We start from the raw sequence: 20,875 nt of genomic DNA, 5'->3' as shown, positions 1-20,875 counted from the left end.
CGCCTCCAGCGCATGTCCCTCATCCTGAAGCCCACCGAGAGCCAACCTCTCGGTACATATCGCGCCTACGACTTCCCCCAGCTCTGGGCACGGGAACTACACAAGCGGGTCTTCCGCCGTGACCGGGGCAACGACGAAGAAGATGAATGGCACGGTCTACCGCTGTGGGCCGTGACCACCGGTATCGCCGCGCTGCTTCCCCACGTGCTCGTCGGCGACAGCTCAGGACGGCAGGGCAGGGTGTGGCTGGCCTGGAACCACCAGGACGGCAGCCCGCAGCCGGATACGGACCTGATCGTCGAACTGGTACGCAGCGGGCTGGTGGTAGCCGCCCTCGCGAAGAATGAAAAGGCCCGCCTGCGCGGCCGCCCAGAACCGGTAGACCTGACGGAACTTGCCTCAGTCCTGGACGGTTTCAAGGCAGACGAGCTTCGCAGCGAGCTCCGTGAGCTGCACGTCCCGAAGGACGACGTTCTCCGTGACGTGGAGTACCGCATCCTGCCGAACCTGGTAGCCACCCAGCTCGTCGCCAGCGGCTGGCAGGTCGAGCACTCCGGCTGGGAGTGGGACAGTAACGGCGCTCCAAAGGAACTTAAGACGTACGGCATTTCGAGGTGGCGGCGCGTAGTGAGCGATGAGGGCGCCGAACTGATCTCATGGCCCCCGTACACGTACGAGAGCGAGAACAAGACAGCGTATCCGTGGTCATACACCCTGCGCCTGACCGCACAGAACCACGCTCTGGATCTGCGCTCGGACAACCTGCTGCACGCCCGTGTCGGCATTCGGCGGTGGGCACGCAGCAACGTCTGGGACGGAAAGCGCGCCATCACCGCCTATTTGTTCACTCCATCCCCCTGGGCCAACGCAACCAGTCCCTTCGGACGGGCGCGAATGAAGTGGCAGCCGGGGCCCAGGGGGAAGAAGGAGGGCAAGATGGTGTGGGATGACGTGCTCGCCGACACACTGGCGCGCTATACATCACGCCGCTACCTCCCCGCGGCACCCGAACTGGCCGCCGAACCTTACACCTTCTTCAAGCCCACCGACGGCAAACCACCGCTCGCCGGCGTGCCCTTCCGTGACGGGCTGGGCAAGTACGCCAAGCACTCCGTCGGCAAGGGCACCTCAGCCCGCGACCGCTGGCAGATCTTCCGACAGCTCACAACCGCCCTCACTGACATTGCCAAGCCCGAGGAACCACTGCGCCGCGTTCCCGTCCCGGTGCGGCCCCGACCGTCGGCAGATCAGCTGCTGTGTATCGATCAGCCTGCCCTCGCCCGAGCCGTACCTGACGGCATCGCTGTCGAAGTGCTGTGGGACACCACTGTCATGCGAGACGAGCTGCTCACCACTCTGTACACGGCGTTCGGCACGCCTGCGCCCCACCCACCGCAGGACCAGGGCAAACCCTCTCGGCACGAGTACGCCCTGGAGACAGGCGACATCCCTGTCATCATCGGGACGCAGCCTGTGGGCGAGATCGCCTCTGCACTCCAGGTCGACAGCACCATCAAGAACCGCACGGACCGGGTCCGCCAGGCCACCGCCCCTCGCCGCGACCGCACCATCGAGCGGCTGCGCTTGCCGGAGCCCTCGAACCGGCAGCGATTCGCTCTGATCGAGATGCCCGACGCGGACGCGTACAACAGCGCGGAACATGACCCCAAGCAGGCGGTCAAAGCGGCAGCGGCCTCCATCGGTGTACTTGCCCAGAACATCACACCGCCCAAGCCGACAGGCCCCCTTCCCGGCCAGGAAACCGCGGCGACCCGTCGCCAGCGCGCCGCCAAGTCCGTCATGGACCTACTCGTCCGCCAGACAGGGCTGCTTACCCATCCCTCAGAACCCGGCACGAAGACCAGTCCCCTCGGTGACGTGACGACCGTGGGCCTGTGGGTAGTACGCCGCAACAAGGAGAGCCGTGCCCTCTTGCCCCTGGCTGTCTCCCACACGCCTGACGAGCCCTTCGCCCGGATCCGTCTACCCCACGCCGAAGCCTGGATGCCCTTCCATCAAGGTCTGCTCACCCTGACCGACTTCGACATCGAGCGGCGGCTCGCCCACGAACGGATTCAGGCATTCTTCCAAGAAGTGACCGAGGAGATCTGCGATGGCACGCCTATCGCCCTGCTGACTCTCGCGCAGAACCTGCGCTCCAGTTGCCCCGGCCTCACCAACGGCAAGCTGGCAGCGGACTCCCTCGCCTTCGACGCCGGTAGCCCTGTCCGCGCCGACCGCCGCAAGGGACTGCGCCACATCCGGCTGCGCACCAACGTGCGAGACGAAACCAGCCAGCACTTCAGCTTCACCGAGGGAGGCAAAGACGGCGATGTAGGGGTCGGCTCTCATTTCTGGGCGGACCCGCACCGGCCCCGGCACTTCTTCAGCACGTCCAAGAAGCCAGCCACAGCCGGCAACGGCTCCCCGAAGGGCTCACGCATCGAAGCCCATTGGGGCTGCACGGGCAAAGACGAGGAGAAGAACAAGATCTACGGCGTGAAGCACGACACGCTCGCGGACGTCTGGAACCCCCAGCTGCTGGAGCTCCTCGTTGCTTGCCATGCCCAGGACGACGACCCAGCTGCATGGGCCGCCTTCGTGCACCAGCAGCGATACGAGGCAGCACACTTCTCCGACCCACTCGCACTACCTGCCGTGCTTCACCTCGCACACACCGTGAGCGAGCACATCCTGCCGCACTACCTCGTCGAACCCATCACCGAGTACGACGGATGACACCTTGCCGCCCCAAGCCCCCCGCACGGGCCGCGCCCCTACGACACACGCCGCCCACCAACACTGGTCAGAACTCAACGACCGCCAGCGGAGCTACCTGGCGGTCTTCTACAAGCTCGACCAAGAGGCCGAACACGAGCAGCGCAGCCGGTGGCACCGAAGCCTGCAACGGGACCCAGCCGACACCTGGCGCTGGATCCCCTATGACACGAAGCACCCGGGCGCCGGTCCCACCGTCTGCCAACAGCGCCTAGACACCCAAGGCCTGCGCGACACGGGGGCCGGAGCCACACTCGCCGCACTCTGCCGACGGGGCCTGCTCCGCACCCGCGAGATCCGAGTCGACACGCTCCCCGGACACCCCACGCAAACACAGATCCGCCTCACCTCAGCTGGACGTGCAGCCGCCCGGACGAACGAAGAGCAGCGGCGGACAGAACCCACCACTCTTCCGCAGTGGATCGCCGAAACTCTCCAAGAGATCGCTGAAGCTGGACCCGACGGGCTTGCCAAGTACAGCGTCGGCCGCGCCGCGGCGCGGCGACTCGGACCTCAGGGCCTCCACCTCATCGAGGAGGCCAGCCCCTGGTCCTACCGGCTGACGCCCAAAGGCAACGACGTCACGCTCGCGCACCACCAATCGCGATCCGCACCGACGGCCAATGCCTTACCACGCGGCCCGCGCAACGACCCAAACAACTAGATGATCAATTCCAAGGGATGCCTGCGGAGGGTGTGGGGTGGGCGGCGGCCGAAGCCACCGCGAGACGGTCAGGCGGCGGGCTGCCGGCCGTGGTTGTCGAGGTGGCAGCGGGCGGTCAGGCGTCAGGGTCGACTTCGGGGTGCGTGAACCGCACGGGCTTGCCCAGCGACCGGGCGTAGGCGATTTCGGCTCGGGTGCTGTCTCCGATGTAGTCGCCGACGACGAGCACCTCATCAGCGAGCCGGATCTTCGCTCGGTGCAGATCGTCGAGTCGAACCTTCAGCGCCTCGGCCTCGACAGGATCGGACCCAAGTTCGTGCGGCGACTTCATGTCACAGCCCGGTTTGACGACAATCTTTCCGGCTTTGGTCTCCCGCAGATCGGCCTCGGTCATCTCGGTCATGAAGCGGGTGGAGCCGCAGATCACGACGATACGCGGGAGGCTCAGCTGCTTCTTCGCGTCGGCGAGCTTCTCCTCGGGGGTGAGCAGTTGCGGGTATGACACTGGTTCCTCCTGGTGGTGTGGTCCAAGGGGTTGCCTGCGGAGACGAGAACGAGGGTGTCCAAGATCGTTTTGTGACGAACGACGTGGACACCCTCGCGACAGCACTCTATGCGACGACCGACGACATCCTGAAGGAGCATCCCGGGCTGGCGCCGTAGCGCCCGCCGGTCGGCATTACGCCCCGCCTGAGCGATGCCGAACTGGTCACCCTCGCCACGATGCAGGCCATACTCGGCTTCACCTCCGAGGCCAAACGGCTCCGCCATGCCCGTGCCCACCTGCGCCACCTCTTCCCCTACCTGCCCCAGCAGCCCGGCCACAAACAGCGGCTGCGCAAGGCCGCCAGTCTGATGCGAAGCGTCAGGGTGGGCAGCGGCCGGTTGTCCATTCGAAGCTCCGCGTCCCACTCGGACAAGCAGTCGGGACTCCCGGCCCATGTACGGGACAAGATCCTCTCGACCGAGTGGTACATCGGGCACGATCTCGCCCCCGCCACCTGCGGCCTCCGGGAACTGACAGCCTGAACCTGGCAGTGCCCTCGCCGCCAACACCCACCGCTTACCCGCGCGACCGGCACCCGGCCAGAGGCCCCCATTCCAGATGGAGGGGCCGCTGGAGAGCAGCGACGGCAACAGCCCAGCGATCGAAAGAGGAGTCACGGGATGCACGTCATCAAACGCAGTGCCAGGGCCATCCTGCTGGATGGCGACGAACTCGTCCTGATCAAGCGGACCAAGCCTGGCCAGGACCCGTACTGGGTGACGGTCGGCGGCGGGGTCGAGGAGGAGGACGCGAGCATCGAGGACGCCCTGCACCGGGAGGTCTTCGAAGAGCTCGGCGGGACGCTGGCCAAGGCGGAGCTGGTCCACCTCATCACCGATCCCCTGGAGGGCGGCGTGGGGGTACAGCACATCTTCGCCGCGCGCCTGGAGCACATGAACATCAACGCGCGGACAGGCACCGAGTTCGCCAGACCGGAGCGCGGCCGCTACGAGGTCGTACGGATCCCGTTCACCGGGGAGGCAATCCGGCAGATCGCGCTGATGCCTCCGCAGCTCGGCGAGTTTGCTGCTGGCAACGTCGAGGCCATCATGGCGGTGCTCGACACACAGATCCGCACCTGCTGATCGTCGGTACTCCTGCTCAGCGTCCGTCCCGTCTCCCCGTCGTGAGGACTCCGATGTCTCGCATGAACCGCCGCTGATTCCTCACCGAGACAGCCACCTCGCTGTCCTGGCTGTTCGCAGCCCCGGCCGCCGCCCGCCCAACAACGGCCTTACCTGCCCCGTTCGTCGGCGAGGAGGCCCTGAGCGCGATGGAGTCCGGCGGCGCATACCTGACCGGCCTAGCTAGCCACCGCGGATCGTCAGCGCACACGTCGGCGTCCGCTTCGTCCGCGAACCCGACACCCCCGCGTACACCGCACTCGGCGCCTGGGAGATCACACACCGGCTCAACCGCTGGGTCGCCGACCTCGACGGCCCCGCCCGCCCCCTGGGCGAGCTGGACCGCCTCCTGGTCACCTCGCTGACCAGCGGCTCATAGCCCGATGGCCGCCTTGGGACCCATGTACGTGCCAGCCCCAGGAAAGCCGTCCTGGCACAGCGTCATGAACCTCGCGCTGAACCCCAGGCCGGGCAGCTCAGCGAGCTTCACGAACTCGACCTGCCGGATCGGACGCGTATCCGCGCCCTCCGTGACGGCCCCGATCTGCCCGCCGACCCGGCGTGCCTCGAAGGTGATGTGAACGACATGAGCGGCTGTGTGGTCGCAGACGTACAGCAGACGGCCGACCTCGACCTCGGCGCCGGTCTCCTCCAACATCTCCCGCTTCAAGGCCTCTTCCAGGGTCTCGCCAGGCTCGACCTTGCCCCCGGGCAGGCTCCACGACCGATCGCCGTCGGTGTCCTGGTCCAGCAGCAGGATCTGGCCGTCCTCGATGACGATGCCCGTCACGCGTGTATGCACCCGCTGACGCTATCGCCTGGCGACACCGTCCGGGGAGGACACCGGTGGACGCGCAACCGACCACGGCAGTGGTGATCGCCGCCGAGTGGACTGGGCACTCGGGTCGCCGGATGGTCGCCGTTCCTGCCCATGGATTCCGCCCGCGTGGTGGAGGAAACACCACACCGCATGTACGAGACTCGCTCGCACCAGCCTCCGTGGTGCCCCACCCGTCCGGTTCCCTCCCCCGCATGGAGCTCGTCACCGCCACGCTAGGCAACGACGGCCTCCTCCTCCAAGGCCTCGACGGACGGATCGACGGGCTGGTGATCGCCGCGTTCGGCGCTGGCCACGTGCCGCAGACCTGGTGCGCCCGCCTTCAGGCACTGGCCGAGACCATGCCGGTCGTCCTCTCCTCCCGAATCGGAACCGGGCCTGTCCTGAGTAGCACCTGTGGCACGCTCGATTCGTACAAAGTCCGCCTGCTTCTCGGTGCCCACCTCGCCGCGGGCTCTTCGCGCGCCGAGATCGCGAAGGCTGTCAGCGACCGCCACTGATCCCCACGACCAGAGAAGGATCGAACACAGCATGCGCTCCACCAGAATCGACACCGGCAGAACCTTCATGCTCGCGCTCGACCACGGAGAAGACTTCTTCACCAGCCTCACCGCATTCTGCTCGGAGCAGGGCATCCGCGCGGGCTTCATCCCGTCCTTCGTCGGAGGCTTCAGCTCAGCCCGGCTGGTCGGATCCTGCAAACCACTGGCCAACCCCGAAGCCCCCCTCTGGGAGCAGATCACCGTAGAGACCCTCGAAGCGCTCGGGGGTGGAACCCTGGCCTGGGACACCGAACAGGACTGTCTGGCTCCCCACATTCACGTCGCCGCCGGCCTCAAGGGGGACTCCGCCGATGGACGGGTCTCTCACCTACTCGGCGCAACCGTGCAGTTCATCTGCGAAATCCCCATCGTCGAGGTGCTCGGAAGCGGGAACAGTCCCGGGCTGACGCGCCGTCGGGCCGCGGAACTGTACGACGTTCCGCTTCTCGGCTTCGGCACAGGTCACTGAGGCTGGGCATCGACGACGAGGAACTGACCGTCGTCCTCAAACTTGCCACCGAAGGACAGGCGACCGAGATCCTGCATGCCCTGATCGCCCGCTGGCCCGGCTCCACCACGCAGGACGGCCCGGGCACCGGGGTCCTCCAGGACCGGGACGGCGACGGCGGACTGACGGTTCTCCTCGACCAGGCCCACGCCGAGCAGTTCCTCACCTGGTACCGCGACCAGTCCTGAACCATCCGGCGGCCCCGGACATGACCGGACCGCCCCATCCCGATTTCGGCCCGTGCGCCGAAATCCACGGCACAAGGGCGCCAGGGGCCGGAACCTCCGGACCGAGCGAACGCACCGAAGTGAGACACCAGGGGCTCATCACCCCCAGAAGTTCTGGCAACTGCCTTGAGAGTCCAAACAGAAGGCCCCCCAGCTGTGCGGCTGCGGGGCCCTCGCGCTACCCGGCGCCCTGCGGCGCGGGTACCGTCCTGAATGTCGAAGTTCAGAACGGAGTCCATGATGCATGACCAGGCTCAAGAGCACATCGGTCAGCGCGTCCGTGTGGCGCGGATCGCCGCGGGACTGACGCAACCGGAACTTGCCGGCCTCGTGAGCCGGTCCCAGAGCTGGATTGAAGACCTTGAAGCGGGGCGGCTGGGCCTCGACCGGTACTCGGTCATCTCGGCGATCGCTGACGTATGCGAAGTTGATGTCGTTTGGCTCCTCGGCCAGCCGTACCGACTTCGAGGTGAGGACGGAGCAGCCGCGCACAGCTACATCCGCCCCCTGCGAACGGTCCTGCGCCGAGCCGGGCTCATCCTGTCTGGACACCCGGGGCTGGTTCCGCCGGTTGTGAGCACCGAGTTCGACCGTATGCAGTCCCAGGCCATGGCGGCCAACCGCGCCCGGCAGGGGGCCTCGCTACCCAGTGCTGCCGCGGTTCTGCCAGGGCTTCTCGAGGATCTGAGCGCGACCATTCTTCTCCACGACCGGGGGCCGCAGCGGGAGCTCGCCCTGCGCCTGCTCGTCGACGCAGCCCGCAATGCGCGCCAGACCCTCAATCAGCTCGGCTACCCGGATCTAGCATGGGTGGCCGCCGAGGTAGCGGCTGGAGCCGCAACACAGCTCGGCGATCCGATTGCTAAGGCTGCCGTCGCTTGGGACAGGTGCGGAGCGATGCTCCACCAGGGGGACACCCGAGAGACGGAAGCCATCGCCAAGGCGGCCCTGGACGACCTCGAACCCCTAGCCGAGGCTGGTGGGCAAGGCGCGCTCGCCCTTCAAGGAGCTCTGGTTCTGCGGACCGCAGTCGCGTGCGCAAGATCGGGACGCGCTGACGACGCCTGGGCTCACGGGAAACGAGCACTCGAGATCGCCGGGAGGCTTCCGGAGAACTTCGCGGACCTCGAATTCCAGACCGCATTTGGCCGTGCCAACGTGCAGGTTCACGCTGCGGAGGTCGGCGTGGAGGTCGACGAACCGGCCAAGGGCCTCGCGTTCGTCAAGGACGCGAACCTGTCAGGGGTGCCGTCCCGGGAGCGCATCACCCACTTCCGGATTGACGAGGCACGGGCGTTGCACCAGATGGGCAGGACGCCAGCCGCAGTTGCGACGCTGCGTCAGGCAGCAACGCGGGCGCCGCACTACGTCTACGCCCACCCCATGGCCCGCGCTCTCGTACACGAGATGGTTCGAAAGGGTGTACCAACCCAAGCTGCGGCGCTGTCAGGGCTTGTGCGGAACATGACGCTGGCCTTCTGAGCGCGGATCCTTCGGCGGAGGCTCTCCGGCCGGAGCGAACCTGCCAGTACGCCCCATGCGGCTTTGGCATATGCCAGTTGGCGGCTCCCAGGAATTCTGGGGGCCGCCTTCCCGTCGGGGGACCACCCTCATGCCATGTTCACACAAGGCGACGAGTCGAGTACCACTGGTGGTGAGTTCGCCCATGCCTTGCACGGCCGGGACACCGTCGAGTGCGCCATCGTCTACGTCCGCGAACTCCGATGGTCTGTCGCACCGGGGCACCGCTTTCGCAAGCGCGCCGGCTGCACCTGCGACAAATTCTCGTGTGACGTTCCCGGTGCGCACCCCGCCGCCTCGACCGTAGACGGACTCGAACTGGGCGCGGTGCGTCCGGCCTTCGCGAACATCCCCGGCGCCGGGATTATCGCTGCGTGCACGGCCTTCGATGCCGTGACATTCCGCACCACCTTGGCCTTGGTCTGATGATGGCGCTGGATGCAGGCGGAATCCATGTGCCCTGTCTCACCATGGACCCGTTCGTTGCGACACTGCTGACCGCTCCGAAGACGGGAATCCTCCTGGCGGGGCCTGCCGCTGTCGTCCGGTCCGGCAGCGAAGCCTGGATCGCCCTCCCCCCTTCGCACGGTGTCCGGTGGGACACCCCTCCTGTACTCAATGTCCCCCTTCCTCCTGCCCAGAGACTCCTTCCCTACTGGCGTGAGGTCGTCGGGCGATCCCAGGCCGCGGACACTGCAAAGCAGGAGCAGGGCTGATGGCCGCCCGCAGCGGGCCACGCCTGATCTGCGCTTTGCCCCTTATCCGCGTCGGTCGCAGGCGGTTCCAAAGCAGAAAGGGTCCGGAGGTGCAGGCCGTGGAGGAGAAGTTACGCGGCCATCTCGGTGCGGAGCCGGGTCAAAGCCTGGCTGGCGGCATCCTTGACGGCGGGCAGGGTCTCTCCGGCAGCACGCAATACTCGCTGGAGCTGGTGGGGGAGCCGTTGGGCTCGAGCCTCATGCACCGCCGCGACGAGCAGTTCGGCGGCACCCTTTGTGTCACCGGCGAGAAGCCGGACGCGCCCGGTCGTGATGAGCTCGATGACGCGCCACTGGGGTGCGACGGTGGTGGTCGCTGCGGGCGCTGCTTGTTCGGCGCGCAGTATGGCTGCGCGGGTGCGGCCGGTGCCGATCAGACCGCGAAGCTCGATCTCGTACAGGGCCACGGGGTTAACGAGACTTGTGTGGTCGACTTCATCGAGCAACGCCTTCGTCTCCTGGACTGCACGGTCGAAGAGGGGGGCGTTGCCGAAGACGCCGGCAGCCCGGGCGAGGAGCGGGAGGACGGCCGCGCGGCTCGTGGGGTTGGGGGCGAGGGACGCTGCTCGGACGAGCCGGTTGACCGCGGCTCCGACGAGTCCTGCCTTCCGCAATTCATTACCGTGCATACGCAGCGCGGTGGTGGTCAGGGCAGGCTCGTTGAAGAAGGTCACGACGTCGAGACTCTTGCCGGTCCAGTGCGCGGCGGTGGCGAGGCGCTCCTCGGGGAGGACGTTTCCGAGCGCTGTGCCGAGACCGAGCCGCGCGGCGGCCAGGAGGCGGAGGGCTTCGCGCTCGGTGTGTCCGTCTCGGTCGCGGGCTTCCAGTCGGGCCACGAGCGGCCAGAGTTCGGCGACCGCTTCCGAGGCATGTCCTGCTTGTCGCGCGATCTCGGCGAGACGCACGGTGGAGAGACCGAACTGTATGAGTGCACGGAAGTCGGTGTCCGCGGGATCTGTGACGCCCAGGACATGCGGTGGCAGGGCGAGCTGGTCGGCGATGTGCCGCAGGGCAGTCACATCGGTGAGCCGGCGCTTGCCGAGTTCGATTGCGGAGACGTACGTCTTGTCGTAGCCGATGAGTTCGCCGGTCTCCGTTTGGCTCTGGCCATGCACGCGACGGTGGAAGCGAAGGATGGGCGCGAGGTCGCGGGTGGCGAGAACGTCCTGGGCTTCGGGGGTGGCCCAGTGCCAGGCGGCGTGCCGGGCCGATGGGCGCACAGTGGCGCTGTCGGCGCCGGATTGTGTCATCGCTGTCTACTTCGCGGCACGCGCCGCGTACACGGCGGCGATGGACCGCTTGTACCCGTCCGGCATTGTCAGGCCGGCTACCTCGCGCTCGGCGAAGAGGCCGATCCGGGAGTGCTCGTCGCTCACGATCGGGGCGGCCTCCGGGGTGAGGACCGTGCAGTCGTAAGTGATGATCAGGACGCGGCGGCCGGGGACCGGCTCGTAGACCCAGGTGTCGAGAAGTGTTCCGGCCTTGACGATCCAGCCGGTCTCCTCCTTCAGCTCCCGCTCCACCGTCTCTTCAGGGCCGCGATCCGCGGGGTTCGAGCCGGTGGGGGGACCGATCTCCAGTCGGCCGCCGGGCAGTTCCCACTCATTGCGCTCGTTGTGCACCAGGACAACTCGTCCTTGGTGGTCGAGAGCGACGGCCTTGACCGAGACCGGCCACAACGACGGTTGGTTTGGCATGAGGCTTCCCGGGATGTGGTGGGTGGACCGGCACTTCGGAACGTAGCAGGCGGTCGCCGATCACCGGAGCAGTTGCCCGGAATGTCCGAGTCGACAGTCTGTCGCTTTACGGCGATGCCTAGGTGTTCGGACCCTGGTCGGATCGTGGCAATTCGCAGAGGAGCGCATCAATGCTGACGCGTGCACGTACGGCAAGGTTCGGGTCCCACTACGTCGATCAGCAGGCAGAGGGAGCCGACCGCAAAATCGCCAGGCAGGTAGCTGCCCGCGGTGTCGTCATGCTGGACGGGCTCACCTCCCGGCAGGCCGTTCTCGACTTCGCCCAGCGGATCATGACGTTGATGCCGCACCCCGACAGCGACCCAGACGGCCTCACCACGATCCAGAACATCGGACTGGCCTCGCGGCAGCCGGGTCTCGCCGGGCTGGGCAGCGGCGAGCTGAACGCCCACACGGAGCGCTCCAGCGTCCCGAGGCCGCCGCGGCTCATGCTCCTGGTCTGCCTGCGGCCGGCGGCGTCGGGCGGTGAGGTGCTCCTGACCGACGGGCGCGCCGCCCTTGAGGACTTGGCCGCGACCGTCCCGGCGGCGATAGAGGCCATGAGCCTCCGCGGCACCGCCTTCTACGGAGACGGCGGCGGACATCCGTCCAGGATCTTCACACCGCATGGCGGTGGCCGGATCTCCATCCGGTTCCGACAGGACGAGCTCGGCCAGTTCAGTCCGCTCGTGAGCCGCTTCCTACCGGCCCTCCGCAAGGCCATCGCGGCCAACGAGAATGCCTTCGCCTTGCAGCCCGGACAGGGCTACGTCATCGACAATGAGCGCTACCTCCATGCCCGTGCCGCGTTCCTAGGCCCCCGTCTTTGCGTACGCGCTCTGGGCACGCCCTCGTTCCCGCTCCACAACGGCTTCTCCATCGGCAGCGCGGCGACGGAGAACCGGGCGGGCGCCACTTCGGGGCCACAAGGAGCATGCGGAAACTCCGGCCCCGGCGCGGCCTCCGCCGAAGGCTGGGAAGTCCGGTGAGCGCGGTGACGCAGTGGCCTCCGAAGACGCGTGACACGGGCGCCGTCATCGCTGCGTACGAACGAGTACTGGGCTGGCCCCTGATCGTCGACGCCACGTTGGTCTCCGCGGAGCGAGCCACGGCCGAACTGCGGGGCAACACCGGCGCGGAGTTGAGCACCACGTGCTCCGCCTTCGACGCCGTCACCGTGTCGTACCCGGTCGGCGTGGACACGCTGGTGCTGCTCGGCCGCCAGGACCTCGACCTAGTGCCCTGCCTGACTGACGGACATGACCAGGCCGTCTTCCTCGTCCGGGCCGGAAGCGGTGAAGCGCTCACCGCGATGGCGGGCGTCTCGGTCGACTCCGGCCCCGGCGGACGACTCGTCCTGCCGCCCTCGCCTCGCAGGCGGTGGGACACGCCTCCATGGAGCGCCCGGGCCGAGGAGCCGTCTGCTCTTCCTGCCGGGACCGAGATCGAACCCTGCCTTCGCGCCGCCCTGCGGCTGTTCGGCGGCTCGTCGCCCTGACCAAGACGCATCTCTGCGTCCGGCGCCGACCAAGCCACCTACGGAGAGCCATGTCCCGTCCTTCGACTTCTCCTGCCCGCCGTGCCCGCTCTGCTCATAGCCAGGGACCCACCCCGCCGCCTGCCGACAGTCTCACGCGGGCGATTCCCGGTACCCCTTCGGATAGCCCGCCGGGCCTCGACCACGCGCGACCGCGTGCCCATGCCACTTCGAAGATGCGTGACCTCGCTGGGGACGCCCGATGACCCCCACTACGCCGGCCGCGACAGAGAAGCCGGATCTGGCGCGCCTGAACGAGCCCCTGCAGCAGCGGCTGATGGAGATGGCCGCTGCCGAGAAGTCTGCTCTACAGCACGCGATCGCCCTCCTGCCGGCCGGGAACCGGCGGGCGGCACTGCGTCGGCTCCAGCTCCGGCACGCCCGTGAGCTCGAGGACATCGTCGCCAACCATGGATGGCCCACCGTGCCTATGGTCGGCCAGGAGCCCTCGGCGTACTGTCTGCAACTCCTCCTGGTCTGCGAGAACCTCGCGTTCCAGACCCGTTGCAGGGACCTGATCGAGGCAGTTGTGGCCGACCGGGCATGCCCTGCGGCCCAGTTCGCATTCATCGCCGATAGGGTCGCGGTCGCCTGGAGCCTGCCCCAGCAGTTCGGCACCCAGATCAATCCGATCACCGTCCGCCCGTATCCGATCGCCAGCAGCCACGACGTGGACGAGCGTCGGATGGCGGTGGGCCTGGCTCCGCTCGGGGAAGTGCTGGAGTCGTACAGGGCGCGTCTGCGCGGCGACGCGACACCCACCAGCGGGCGCCGCGCATCGGCGGAGGGCTGAGCTGATGCTCCCAGTCCAGTTGTCCCACGCCGCCCCGACTGAGGGCCTGCTACTGCTTCGCAGGCCGCCCTTCCGCCGGAGCCCAGTACTTGGTGAGCATCTCGTCGACCCAGGCCGGCACACGCACCTCACCCTGGGGGCCCATCTGCGGGAACCAGGGGGACAGGTCGAGCACAGGCGTGCCGTGCACTGCGTCGAGGCCCGTGACGACCACGTCGAGTCCCTCCACTCGCACCAGCTTCGGGTGGGAGATGCCCACCTGGTTCGGCCGGCGGTGGTTGCGGTGCACGAAGGTGCCCGTCGCCGGCCACCGCGGATTGCCCCTGGGGCTGCGGGCGTGCAGCTCGACGTCCTCCGGCTTCGCCTTGTGCATCTTCCACACGACCTGAACGTGGGAGAACTCCTCAAGGCCCTGCAGTGTCTCCACGGGGTACTCGTCGTGGAACCGGATGATCGACTCCACCTCCCCCTGGTAGTCGTCAGCCACGTCGCGATGACCGTCGATCACCGTGGCGATGGACTTCAACTGAAACGTCTCGGTCTCGACCATGCCCGCTCCCTCAATCCCCCCGTCCGGCCCTCGCGCCGAACTCCCCGTGCCGTGGCGCGATCACCCTACGCTCCGCAGCATCTCGTCGGCGCGCTGGTCCAACGTGGCGGCCACGCGGCCCCCTCGGGCGAGGACGGGACGCAGGGCCCGGCGCATCTGGACGACCGTGTCCTGGACCCGGCCAGAGGCAATGCCGTCCATGGAGTCCAGGGCTCGGGACCAAGTAGCGCACGCTGCTTCGACCTGCCCTTGTCTGACTTGGACGGCACCGAGGTAGCCCAGCGTCACCACATGGGTGCGGGCGAACGGCAGCGCGCGGGTACGGACGCTGTGTTCGAACTCCTTCTCGGCTGCGCGGAGGTCTCCCAGGTCCCGGAGGGTGCAGGCGGTCTCGTGCGCGAGGCTGGCCTCGCCGAAGAAGAAGACCCGGGCTGGTTCGTCCGTGGGCCGGGCGTTGCTGAGATCCTCGGCGGCCCGGTGCAGGGCGGCACGGGCTTCGGTGTCCCGACGGGACAGGGCGAGGGCACGGGCATGGACGACGCCGAGCAGCGCCCGTTCCCGTGGGCTGGCCTGCGCGTAGCGGCGCTGGGCGAGCGAGCCGTCGGCGAGTTCCAGCGCCCGCTTGGGGTGGTGGAGGTCGACGGCCTGGTGGGCGGCGGCGCGCAGGATGTGCCCGGCCAACGGGCCGTCCCCTGCCTCCGCCGCCATGCTCACGGCGAGGTTGAAGCGTGTTTGCGCGGCCCCATGGTCGGAGGAGTCGAACGCCATCCACGCCGACAGGTAGACCAGCTCCGCGGCCGCGCCGAACATGTCGCGGCGCAGGCTCTCGGAAGGGAACCGGCGGGCCAGGTAGTCGGCGACGTCAGCTCGAAGGTAGGCAGTCAGCGCCGAGCTGCCGGCACGGCCGCCGAGGAGCTGGTCCTGGCGAGAATGGTGCCCCATCGCGGCCTGTACGGCTTGGACGTGGGCAGGAGTGACGCTCTGGCGCGAGACTGCGGAACGGCTCTGGGCCCGGTCGAGTGTCTCCTCCCACCAGTGGTCGGGTGGCAGGGCGGCTCCGGCCGCCGAGTACGCCAGCACCTGCCGACGGGTCATATCCATGGTGTCGTCCCCGAGATCTACCAGCGCGGCCACAGTGTCAACGTCCATCCACCTGGGGGCCGTCGGCCGTGCGGGCTGGAGCGGGGCGAGCCCGATCTGCGCCGGCGTGACGACGCGGCCCAGGCGGCGGGAGAGCGTCTCGCACAAGATACGGGTGGCCTCGTCATCCGGCCGAGTGCCCAGCACCCACATCGAAACGTGCGAGCGCCCCACAGCGCGCAGAGCCTCTGCTCCGCTCTCCGCGGCGACCTCCGCGAAGCGTGCTGCCGTCTGAGCCTGGGACCAGCCTGTTTCCTTGATGACCGCCGCCAGAAGGTCGTTGCGTGGTCGCTTCACGGTGAGCCCCTCAGCATGAAGTGGATCTTTGGCACCTTTGGCAGGGTCCACCGGCACTTGGGGATACCCGTGCCGCTGCCGAGAAGGTTTGCTCTTGGCAAGACGATATTCCTCAACGGCACTGAACTGATGGGGTTTTGGCGACTCCGCCCCAGAGTGGAGGATCCAGCGGCTGAGCACCTGGCTGCCCTTCTCCTGTCTGATCAGCGATCGGAGACAGCGCGTGGTAGCGGCATCCGCAGGACGCAGTCCGGTCCCGCTTTGGCGGAGAAGCCTCTCCTCGGTGGGTCCCCGGCCCTGGCCGGGCCGGGAGCAAGCCGCACTGGGGGTTCTGCACGACACCGGACCTCCGGCCATATAGACCCGGGCCCCATTGCCACACGGCCTTCCCCTTCGCCGTGTGGCCCGGGGCTCGCCCGTGGGCTTCGGCTTCCGATCTCTGGGGGACTGGGCGCAGCGCAGCCGCCGCTGCCCAGGCCCGGAAGCCGTCAGCGATACGCAGCGCACCGCAAGCGCCGCGCCGTCCCGGCTGCCGCGAAACCCAGATACGCCCCGTGGCAGCCGGTCCGCCCCTTCGATCCCGACACCGCTTCACCCCCGGAATTCCCTGACCTTCGTATTCCACCCTTCGTCCGTGAGGAACTGACATGGCAGTCCTGCACGATGTGGTGCTGATCGCGGCACCGGCCGGCCTGGCTGCCACCTCCGCAGCCACCTGGTACTTCAGGCGGGCGGCCAACCGAGCCAACCAGGCCCTCCAGGCGAGCCGGTCCCAGACCTCATCCCTCGCCCGGGAGATCGAACTCCGCGATCAGGAGGCTGGACACCTGTCCGCAGTCCGGTTGCCCGCGTTCATGGCCGCGCCCGGCTCGGGCGACCTGACGCAGGCCGGCCAGCTGCTGCATCCACAGTTGGCCTCCACGTCGTTCGGCAGAGCCTTGCAGGCGGCGTTACGGCAGACCGCTGACTTCGCCCGCGACGCCGAGAACCGAGCTGAAGAGTCGGCACATGCCCAGGTCAAGGACCTGCTGCGGCCGCTGCTGACCCTGGCAGCGCACCAGCAGAGTGAGATGGTCCGCGTTCTGGGGAAGGTCGCCGACGAGGAGGTTCTCGCGCACGCCTTCGCTGTCGACCACGTGGCAACGCTCATGGGCCAGCGGATGCACATCATCGGCATCCTGATGGGCGACGAGGTGAGCAGCCGTCGCCCCGACCTGCCCTTGATGGACGTTCTGGGCGGAGCGCAGTCCCGCGTTCAGGACTACCAGCGGGTGAAGGTCACCAACACGAGGAGCGACTTCGTGTGGGGCCGGGTGGCCGAGCCGATCGCGATCGCCCTGGCCGAACTCATGGACAACGGGGCCCGCCACTCGACCCCCGCCAGCCAGGTGTCGGTGTGGACCACGGCCGTGCAGGGCGGCCTCACCGTGGTGGTCGACAGCCTCGGGCCCATGCTGAGCCCCGACGGGTATGAACGGGCGGCCGCCGTACTGCCCGGGCAGTACCGGCTGCCACTTGCCGCGCTGGGCACGCAGCTTGGGTTACCCGCGGTCGGTGTCCTCGCCCGCCGACACGGCTTCCAGGCGTGGCTGGACCCGAACCATCAAGGCGGTGTCCGCGCCATCCTCCACCTCCCCGAACGGCTCCTTCGCCGACCTCCCGTGCTCGACGAGCCGCAGCACCACAGCGCCTCGGGCGACGAGACGGCCACCAAAGCGGCTCCGGCGGGCACGAGGCTGCGGACGGACAGCCCCAGAGGCGAGGTTGGCTTCGCGAGCCACGGGCTGCGAGCGAACGCCAGGGCTGTCCGAGGCGCGGCTGGTGCTAATCACCATGGCGCTGGTGGCCGGCCGCTGGAGCTGCACGCCAGGGGGGAGCGGTGAGCGGAACGCATGCTCGGCAGCCGGGCATGATGCGGTCATGGCGAGCGGGAGTATCGCGGCAGGCGGTTGAGTCCGGCTGCGCGGCGGGAACTGTCGCCCGCCCTGCTCATCGGCAGGCCTCCTCGGGGGCGCCGGACCGTGAGGCACACCTTCGGGCCCAGCGGGTCGAGGACCTTCGCCGGCAGCTGCGGTTGGTGCTGTACTACCTCGACGCGGTGCCGGTCAGCCAGGAGCTGGGGCTGGCGATCACCGACGCTCAGGTGTGGCTGGAGCAGATGGAACCGGCCGATCCTTCCTGCCCGGCGCCGGCCTTCTTGAAGGCGCTGGAGAACACCGTGCGCATCACGGGCAACCTCCTGGCCCGGCACAGCGTGGCCGCAACGTATGTCCACCTGGACACCGAGCAGCCTCCCTGGGACGAGCACCAGCGGCTTGAGGCTGCAAGCGCACCGTACTGCCGCCACATCGCCATACGTCGCCACGACGTCGCCACGCATGGGTGGCCTGTCGACCAGCGGCCCGAATTCGCTCGCCTGCGGCGCGACGTCGAGGAAGGACGGGTACATCTGCTCGTGGTCCGGTCCGCCTCTGACCTTTCGCCCTCCGGCCACCACCTGGATGACCAGCCTGGCCAGGCCAAGGAGATCAGAAGGTGGCTGCACCGGCATAGGGCCCGGCTGTTGTGCGTCGACCAGATCGCGCACTCCTCGAACACCACCTAGAGCCGCCGGTCCCGTGCGGCGAACCTGACACCGCCGCGCGGGACCGGCCACCGCACGAGGCCCACGTACCCCTCGCCGAGACCACCCTCGACCCACTGCGGACCGAGCCGGGGATCCGGTAGCGGAGACCACCCCGCACAGCCACCGGCGCACCACCTGACCGATACCACCGGAGACAGCGATGCCCACGACCGCGCCCACTTCCTCCCTCGACCTCTTCGACGAGCGGGTCCTCGCGGACCCCTATCCGGTCTACGAGGCGATGCGCCTCATGGGGCCGGCCATCCGGCTGGAGCGCCACGGCGTGTGGGCGGTCCCCGGCTACGACGAGGTCCGCTCCATCCTGGGCGCCTCCGACCTGTTCCGGGCCGAGGGCGGGAGGGCCCTCACCGAGCTGGCCGGGACGATCCTGGCGTCCGACGGTGAGCAGCACGCGCGGCTGCGCCGGGTCCTGTCGCGTCGGCTCGCGCCCACAGCGGTCGCCCGCCGGCAAAGACAGATACAGGAGCGGGCGCGGCGGCTGGTTGCGGAGCACACGGGCGGGGCGGGGTTCGATGCGGTGGAGCTGGCCCGGGCGATGGCCGTCGGCACGGTGATGGAGCTGATGGGCCTGCCGGAGAGCAGCAGCGTGCCCGTGCTGGACGGGCTCGGGCTGACGCCGTTCGACGCCTTCGGCCCGGAGAACACCTGCGGCCCTACGGGGCTGCCTGCCGCAGGGGCCATGCTGGCCTTCCTCCACGAGAACGTTACCCGCGGCAGCGTGCGAAGAGGATCCTGGATGGAAGCGATCTTCCAGGCCGTCACCGCCGGGAAGATCGACGAACACGAGGCCATACCGCTCGCCTCTGCGTATGCAGTGGCCGGCATCGACTCGACGATCCTCGATCTTGCCGGGACGATCATCCAGCTCGCCCATGACCCGGAGCAGTGGTTCCAGCTCCGTGAAGACCCGGCGCGTGCCGAAGCGGCCTTCCACGAGGCAGTACGGCTCGACGCTCCCATGCAGGGGCTCGGCCGGCTCGTGACCGAGCCGGTCGACCTGGGCGGCATTCGGCTGGAGGCCGGCGAGCGGGTGTGGCTGCTACTCGGCTCCGCCGGCCGCGACCCCCGCAGGTGGGGACTGACCGCCGACGACTACAACCTGCGGAGGCCCGGTGCCGACAAGCACCTCTCCCTGGGAGCCGGACCGCACGCATGCCCTGGCAGCCACCTCGCCCTCATGCAGGCCCGCGCTCTTCTGCGAGCGCTCGCCGAGCGCTGCACCACGCTGTCGCCAGCCAGTGCCCCCGTCCGCGCCCAGAACCACGTCCTCCGCGGCCACACGACAGCGCCCATCAGCGTCAGCACCGCCGGACGGTGCACCGGCGCACGCCAGCCCGCGCTCATGTCCCCTCCGGAGAGTCCTCGATGAATGCCCGCGGCGATCAACCCGTCGACGGTGGGGCCGCCCTGCTGGCGGACTCGCTGACTCTGGCCGGGCCAGGGCCGGTGCTCCTGGACGGTCTCGACGTCGTGCTCGTCCCCGAGAGTCACGCTCGCGAGGCCGTCGCCCGCCTGGACGAGCTTGCTGGCCTGCACGCGGTCGGCGCGGTCTTCGCCTCGGGCGACGCGTGGGGGTTCTTCCTACCTGAGGGGTCCGGCGATCCCGCCTGGCCCGCGCCGTCGCGGTACTTCGGCGCCGGAGCCACGCTCACGCTGCCGCCCGCGCCCCGGCCCGATGCCGCCACGGGATGGATCCGCTGGAGGCAAGGCCGGATCTACACCGCGCCCCTCCTCCTTCACGCCGTCCTGGCCAACCTCGCCAAGCGGCACCGCCTGAACGACGGCCCTACCTCCCGACCGCCGACTCACGCCCGCCCCCTGGAGCAGCCCGCCATGCAGCTTCCCAAGATCGCCTTCTTCGACCTGGACGCCACGCTCACCGACCAGGCCACCGGCTTCCGCCGGTGGGCTGGCGAGTTCGCCACCCGATACGGCATCACGCCGGAAGAGGTGGAGGCCGCCGAGGTGCGCTGCGCCGGCCGCAGGGACGAGTTCTTCGCCGACCTGAAGGCCAGGCACGACATCAAGGGGTCCATCGCCGGCCTCCATGCTCAGTACCGGCAGCGGTCCGCCGAGCTCGTCCCCCACCGTCCGCAGGTCTGCACGGCGCTCCGGTCGCTGCGCGACGACGGATGGCGCCTGGGGGTGATCACCAACGGCGACCCCGCCGCGCAGCGCCTCAAGCTCCGCACCGCGCGCCTTGACGGCCTCTTCGAAGTCGTCGCGATTTCCGGGGAGTACGGCATCCGCAAGCCGCACCGAGGCCTGTACCGCATCGCCCTCGACGCCCTGGCCACCAGTTCCGGCTTCATGGTCGGCGATGACCTCGACGCGGACGTGTCTGGTGGCAGCCGGGCAGGGCTCCGCACGGTGTGGATCGCCGGCGGCCGGGCACGGCCGGCCACCTCCCCGGTGCCCGACCACACCGTCGACACCGTCCTCGATGCGGTCGAGCTGCTCCGCGAGCACGCCCATGCCCCGCTTCCTGCCGTCGCGTAGCGCCCGGCGGCCGCGTCCCAGCCGTCCGCGCGCCCGGCGTATCTCCACGCTCAACAGGTACCGGGCCGCAGTGTTCTTGCTGTTTCTCGCGGTCTTCGTCGCCGCCTCCGAGATGCCCCGCTGACCCGGTCACCCGCCAGCACGTCCCGCCGCCCGCGCCGCCCGGCAGAGC

Annotated in this window: 20 protein-coding genes and 1 pseudogene; 14 read left to right on the top strand and 7 right to left on the bottom strand. The window is 68.7% G+C overall.

Features of this window, described 5'->3' with window-relative positions:
• The first annotated feature begins 12 nt into the window (after nt 1-12).
• The gene (locus ACEPPI_RS24385) at nt 13-2,739 is read left to right on the top strand and encodes an RNaseH domain-containing protein (RefSeq protein WP_373917389.1); all 2,727 of its coding nucleotides are present in this window, start codon (nt 13-15) and stop codon (nt 2,737-2,739) included.
• An 818-nt stretch (nt 2,740-3,557) separates the two neighbouring features.
• Here the strand turns inward: ACEPPI_RS24385 and ACEPPI_RS24380 are convergent.
• A complete protein-coding gene (locus ACEPPI_RS24380) occupies nt 3,558-3,947 on the bottom strand; it encodes a hypothetical protein (RefSeq protein WP_373917388.1) in 390 nt (129 codons plus the stop codon).
• 173 nt (nt 3,948-4,120) lie between these two features.
• Between ACEPPI_RS24380 and ACEPPI_RS24375 the strand changes: the two are divergent.
• Nucleotides 4,121-4,309 (top strand): annotated as a pseudogene (locus ACEPPI_RS24375) (IS982 family transposase); the annotation flags it as partial.
• A gap of 300 nt (nt 4,310-4,609) precedes the next feature.
• Nucleotides 4,610-5,074 carry an NUDIX domain-containing protein gene (locus ACEPPI_RS24370; RefSeq protein WP_373917387.1) on the top strand — a complete coding sequence of 155 codons (465 nt, stop codon included), beginning with the start codon at nt 4,610-4,612 and terminating at the stop codon, nt 5,072-5,074.
• A gap of 412 nt (nt 5,075-5,486) precedes the next feature.
• Here the strand turns inward: ACEPPI_RS24370 and ACEPPI_RS24365 are convergent, their stop codons facing one another.
• Nucleotides 5,487-5,903, bottom strand: a complete 417-nt coding sequence (locus ACEPPI_RS24365; protein ID WP_373917386.1) for an NUDIX domain-containing protein — start codon at nt 5,901-5,903, stop codon at nt 5,487-5,489.
• Between the two features lie 242 nt (nt 5,904-6,145).
• Here ACEPPI_RS24365 and ACEPPI_RS24360 point away from each other — a divergent pair, with 242 nt between their 5' ends.
• Both ACEPPI_RS24360 and ACEPPI_RS24355 read left to right on the top strand, forming a co-directional pair.
• Complete coding sequence (locus ACEPPI_RS24360) at nt 6,146-6,451, top strand: hypothetical protein (protein ID WP_373917385.1); 306 nt, start codon at nt 6,146-6,148, stop codon at nt 6,449-6,451.
• 31 nt (nt 6,452-6,482) lie between these two features.
• Nucleotides 6,483-6,962, top strand: coding sequence for a PPC domain-containing DNA-binding protein (locus ACEPPI_RS24355; RefSeq protein ID WP_373917384.1), 480 nt, complete (start codon nt 6,483-6,485; stop codon nt 6,960-6,962).
• Here the strand turns inward: ACEPPI_RS24355 and ACEPPI_RS24350 are convergent.
• Nucleotides 6,956-7,150 carry a hypothetical protein gene (locus ACEPPI_RS24350; RefSeq protein WP_373917383.1) on the bottom strand — a complete coding sequence of 65 codons (195 nt, stop codon included), beginning with the start codon at nt 7,148-7,150 and terminating at the stop codon, nt 6,956-6,958. The two genes, ACEPPI_RS24355 and ACEPPI_RS24350, sit on opposite strands and share 7 nt — an antisense overlap.
• Nucleotides 7,151-7,465: 315 nt before the next feature.
• Between ACEPPI_RS24350 and ACEPPI_RS24345 the strand changes: the two genes are divergently transcribed.
• Both ACEPPI_RS24345 and ACEPPI_RS24340 read left to right on the top strand, forming a co-directional pair.
• Nucleotides 7,466-8,710 (top strand): helix-turn-helix domain-containing protein, encoded by a 1,245-nt coding sequence (locus ACEPPI_RS24345; protein WP_373917382.1) that lies wholly within the window; start codon nt 7,466-7,468, stop codon nt 8,708-8,710.
• Between the two features lie 135 nt (nt 8,711-8,845).
• The gene (locus ACEPPI_RS24340) at nt 8,846-9,175 is read left to right on the top strand and encodes a hypothetical protein (RefSeq protein ID WP_373917381.1); all 330 of its coding nucleotides are present in this window, start codon (nt 8,846-8,848) and stop codon (nt 9,173-9,175) included.
• Nucleotides 9,176-9,575: 400 nt separating this feature from the next.
• On the opposite strand, the gene ACEPPI_RS24335 is transcribed toward ACEPPI_RS24340, so the two are convergent.
• Together ACEPPI_RS24335 and ACEPPI_RS24330 are read right to left on the bottom strand one after the other, a co-directional pair.
• Nucleotides 9,576-10,754 (bottom strand): helix-turn-helix domain-containing protein, encoded by a 1,179-nt coding sequence (locus tag ACEPPI_RS24335; RefSeq protein WP_373917380.1) that lies wholly within the window; start codon nt 10,752-10,754, stop codon nt 9,576-9,578.
• Between the two features lie 6 nt (nt 10,755-10,760).
• Entirely contained in the window at nt 10,761-11,201 is a 441-nt protein-coding gene (locus tag ACEPPI_RS24330) for an NUDIX domain-containing protein (protein ID WP_373917379.1), read from the bottom strand.
• A 170-nt stretch (nt 11,202-11,371) separates the two neighbouring features.
• On the opposite strand from ACEPPI_RS24330, the gene ACEPPI_RS24325 reads away from it, so the two are divergent.
• From ACEPPI_RS24325 to ACEPPI_RS24315, 3 genes are all read left to right on the top strand, one after another.
• Nucleotides 11,372-12,229 (top strand): TauD/TfdA family dioxygenase, encoded by an 858-nt coding sequence (locus tag ACEPPI_RS24325; protein WP_373917378.1) that lies wholly within the window; start codon nt 11,372-11,374, stop codon nt 12,227-12,229.
• Nucleotides 12,226-12,738: a hypothetical protein gene (locus tag ACEPPI_RS24320; protein WP_373917377.1), complete on the top strand. Its 513-nt coding sequence runs from the start codon at nt 12,226-12,228 to the stop codon at nt 12,736-12,738. The genes ACEPPI_RS24325 and ACEPPI_RS24320 overlap by 4 nt, the downstream gene beginning before the upstream one ends.
• A gap of 241 nt (nt 12,739-12,979) precedes the next feature.
• On the top strand, nt 12,980-13,570 hold the full coding sequence (locus ACEPPI_RS24315) for a DUF6624 domain-containing protein (protein ID WP_373917376.1): 591 nt from the start codon (nt 12,980-12,982) through the stop codon (nt 13,568-13,570).
• A gap of 49 nt (nt 13,571-13,619) precedes the next feature.
• On the opposite strand, the gene ACEPPI_RS24310 is transcribed toward ACEPPI_RS24315, so the two are convergent.
• A complete protein-coding gene (locus tag ACEPPI_RS24310) occupies nt 13,620-14,120 on the bottom strand; it encodes an SAM-dependent methyltransferase (RefSeq protein WP_373917375.1) in 501 nt (166 codons plus the stop codon).
• Between the two features lie 60 nt (nt 14,121-14,180).
• Nucleotides 14,181-15,269, bottom strand: coding sequence for a Tat pathway signal protein (locus ACEPPI_RS24305; RefSeq protein ID WP_373917374.1), 1,089 nt, complete (start codon nt 15,267-15,269; stop codon nt 14,181-14,183).
• Nucleotides 15,270-16,204: 935 nt separating this feature from the next.
• Between ACEPPI_RS24305 and ACEPPI_RS24300 the strand changes: the two genes are divergently transcribed.
• From ACEPPI_RS24300 to ACEPPI_RS24285, 4 genes are all read left to right on the top strand, one after another.
• On the top strand, nt 16,205-17,440 hold the full coding sequence (locus ACEPPI_RS24300; protein ID WP_373917373.1) for a hypothetical protein: 1,236 nt from the start codon (nt 16,205-16,207) through the stop codon (nt 17,438-17,440).
• Nucleotides 17,441-17,634: 194 nt separating this feature from the next.
• The gene (locus tag ACEPPI_RS24295; protein ID WP_373917372.1) at nt 17,635-18,162 is read left to right on the top strand and encodes a hypothetical protein; all 528 of its coding nucleotides are present in this window, start codon (nt 17,635-17,637) and stop codon (nt 18,160-18,162) included.
• A gap of 181 nt (nt 18,163-18,343) precedes the next feature.
• Nucleotides 18,344-19,573 carry a cytochrome P450 gene (locus tag ACEPPI_RS24290; RefSeq protein WP_373917371.1) on the top strand — a complete coding sequence of 410 codons (1,230 nt, stop codon included), beginning with the start codon at nt 18,344-18,346 and terminating at the stop codon, nt 19,571-19,573.
• The gene (locus tag ACEPPI_RS24285) at nt 19,570-20,703 is read left to right on the top strand and encodes an HAD family hydrolase (RefSeq protein ID WP_373917370.1); all 1,134 of its coding nucleotides are present in this window, start codon (nt 19,570-19,572) and stop codon (nt 20,701-20,703) included. Before ACEPPI_RS24290 ends, ACEPPI_RS24285 begins: the two co-directional genes overlap by 4 nt.
• Nucleotides 20,704-20,875 lie beyond the last annotated feature (172 nt).

Origin of the sequence: Streptomyces sp. AB3(2024) (assembly GCF_041862025.1) — a bacterium.
Lineage (GTDB): Bacteria > Actinomycetota > Actinomycetes > Streptomycetales > Streptomycetaceae > Streptomyces.
This window is presented reverse-complemented; position numbering and strand designations above follow the sequence as displayed.

Bases quoted from the DNA above. Each gene is read 5' to 3' on its own strand.
- ACEPPI_RS24370 (WP_373917387.1), top strand. From the start codon at position 4,610: ATGCACGTCATCAAACGCAGTGCCAGGGCCATCCTGCTGGATGGCGAC.
- ACEPPI_RS24360 (WP_373917385.1), top strand. From the start codon at position 6,146: ATGGAGCTCGTCACCGCCACGCTAGGCAACGACGGCCTCCTCCTCCAA.
- ACEPPI_RS24335 (WP_373917380.1), bottom strand. From the start codon at position 10,754: ATGACACAATCCGGCGCCGACAGCGCCACTGTGCGCCCATCGGCCCGG.
- ACEPPI_RS24315 (WP_373917376.1), top strand. From the start codon at position 12,980: ATGACCCCCACTACGCCGGCCGCGACAGAGAAGCCGGATCTGGCGCGC.
- ACEPPI_RS24300 (WP_373917373.1), top strand. From the start codon at position 16,205: ATGGCAGTCCTGCACGATGTGGTGCTGATCGCGGCACCGGCCGGCCTG.
- ACEPPI_RS24305 (WP_373917374.1), bottom strand. From the start codon at position 15,269: ATGGACGTTGACACTGTGGCCGCGCTGGTAGATCTCGGGGACGACACC.
- ACEPPI_RS24355 (WP_373917384.1), top strand. From the start codon at position 6,483: ATGCGCTCCACCAGAATCGACACCGGCAGAACCTTCATGCTCGCGCTC.
- ACEPPI_RS24290 (WP_373917371.1), top strand. From the start codon at position 18,344: ATGCCCACGACCGCGCCCACTTCCTCCCTCGACCTCTTCGACGAGCGG.
- ACEPPI_RS24285 (WP_373917370.1), top strand. From the start codon at position 19,570: ATGAATGCCCGCGGCGATCAACCCGTCGACGGTGGGGCCGCCCTGCTG.
- ACEPPI_RS24345 (WP_373917382.1), top strand. From the start codon at position 7,466: ATGATGCATGACCAGGCTCAAGAGCACATCGGTCAGCGCGTCCGTGTG.
- ACEPPI_RS24330 (WP_373917379.1), bottom strand. From the start codon at position 11,201: ATGCCAAACCAACCGTCGTTGTGGCCGGTCTCGGTCAAGGCCGTCGCT.
- ACEPPI_RS24340 (WP_373917381.1), top strand. From the start codon at position 8,846: ATGTTCACACAAGGCGACGAGTCGAGTACCACTGGTGGTGAGTTCGCC.
- ACEPPI_RS24385 (WP_373917389.1), top strand. From the start codon at position 13: ATGTCCCTCATCCTGAAGCCCACCGAGAGCCAACCTCTCGGTACATAT.
- ACEPPI_RS24325 (WP_373917378.1), top strand. From the start codon at position 11,372: ATGCTGACGCGTGCACGTACGGCAAGGTTCGGGTCCCACTACGTCGAT.
- ACEPPI_RS24310 (WP_373917375.1), bottom strand. From the start codon at position 14,120: ATGGTCGAGACCGAGACGTTTCAGTTGAAGTCCATCGCCACGGTGATC.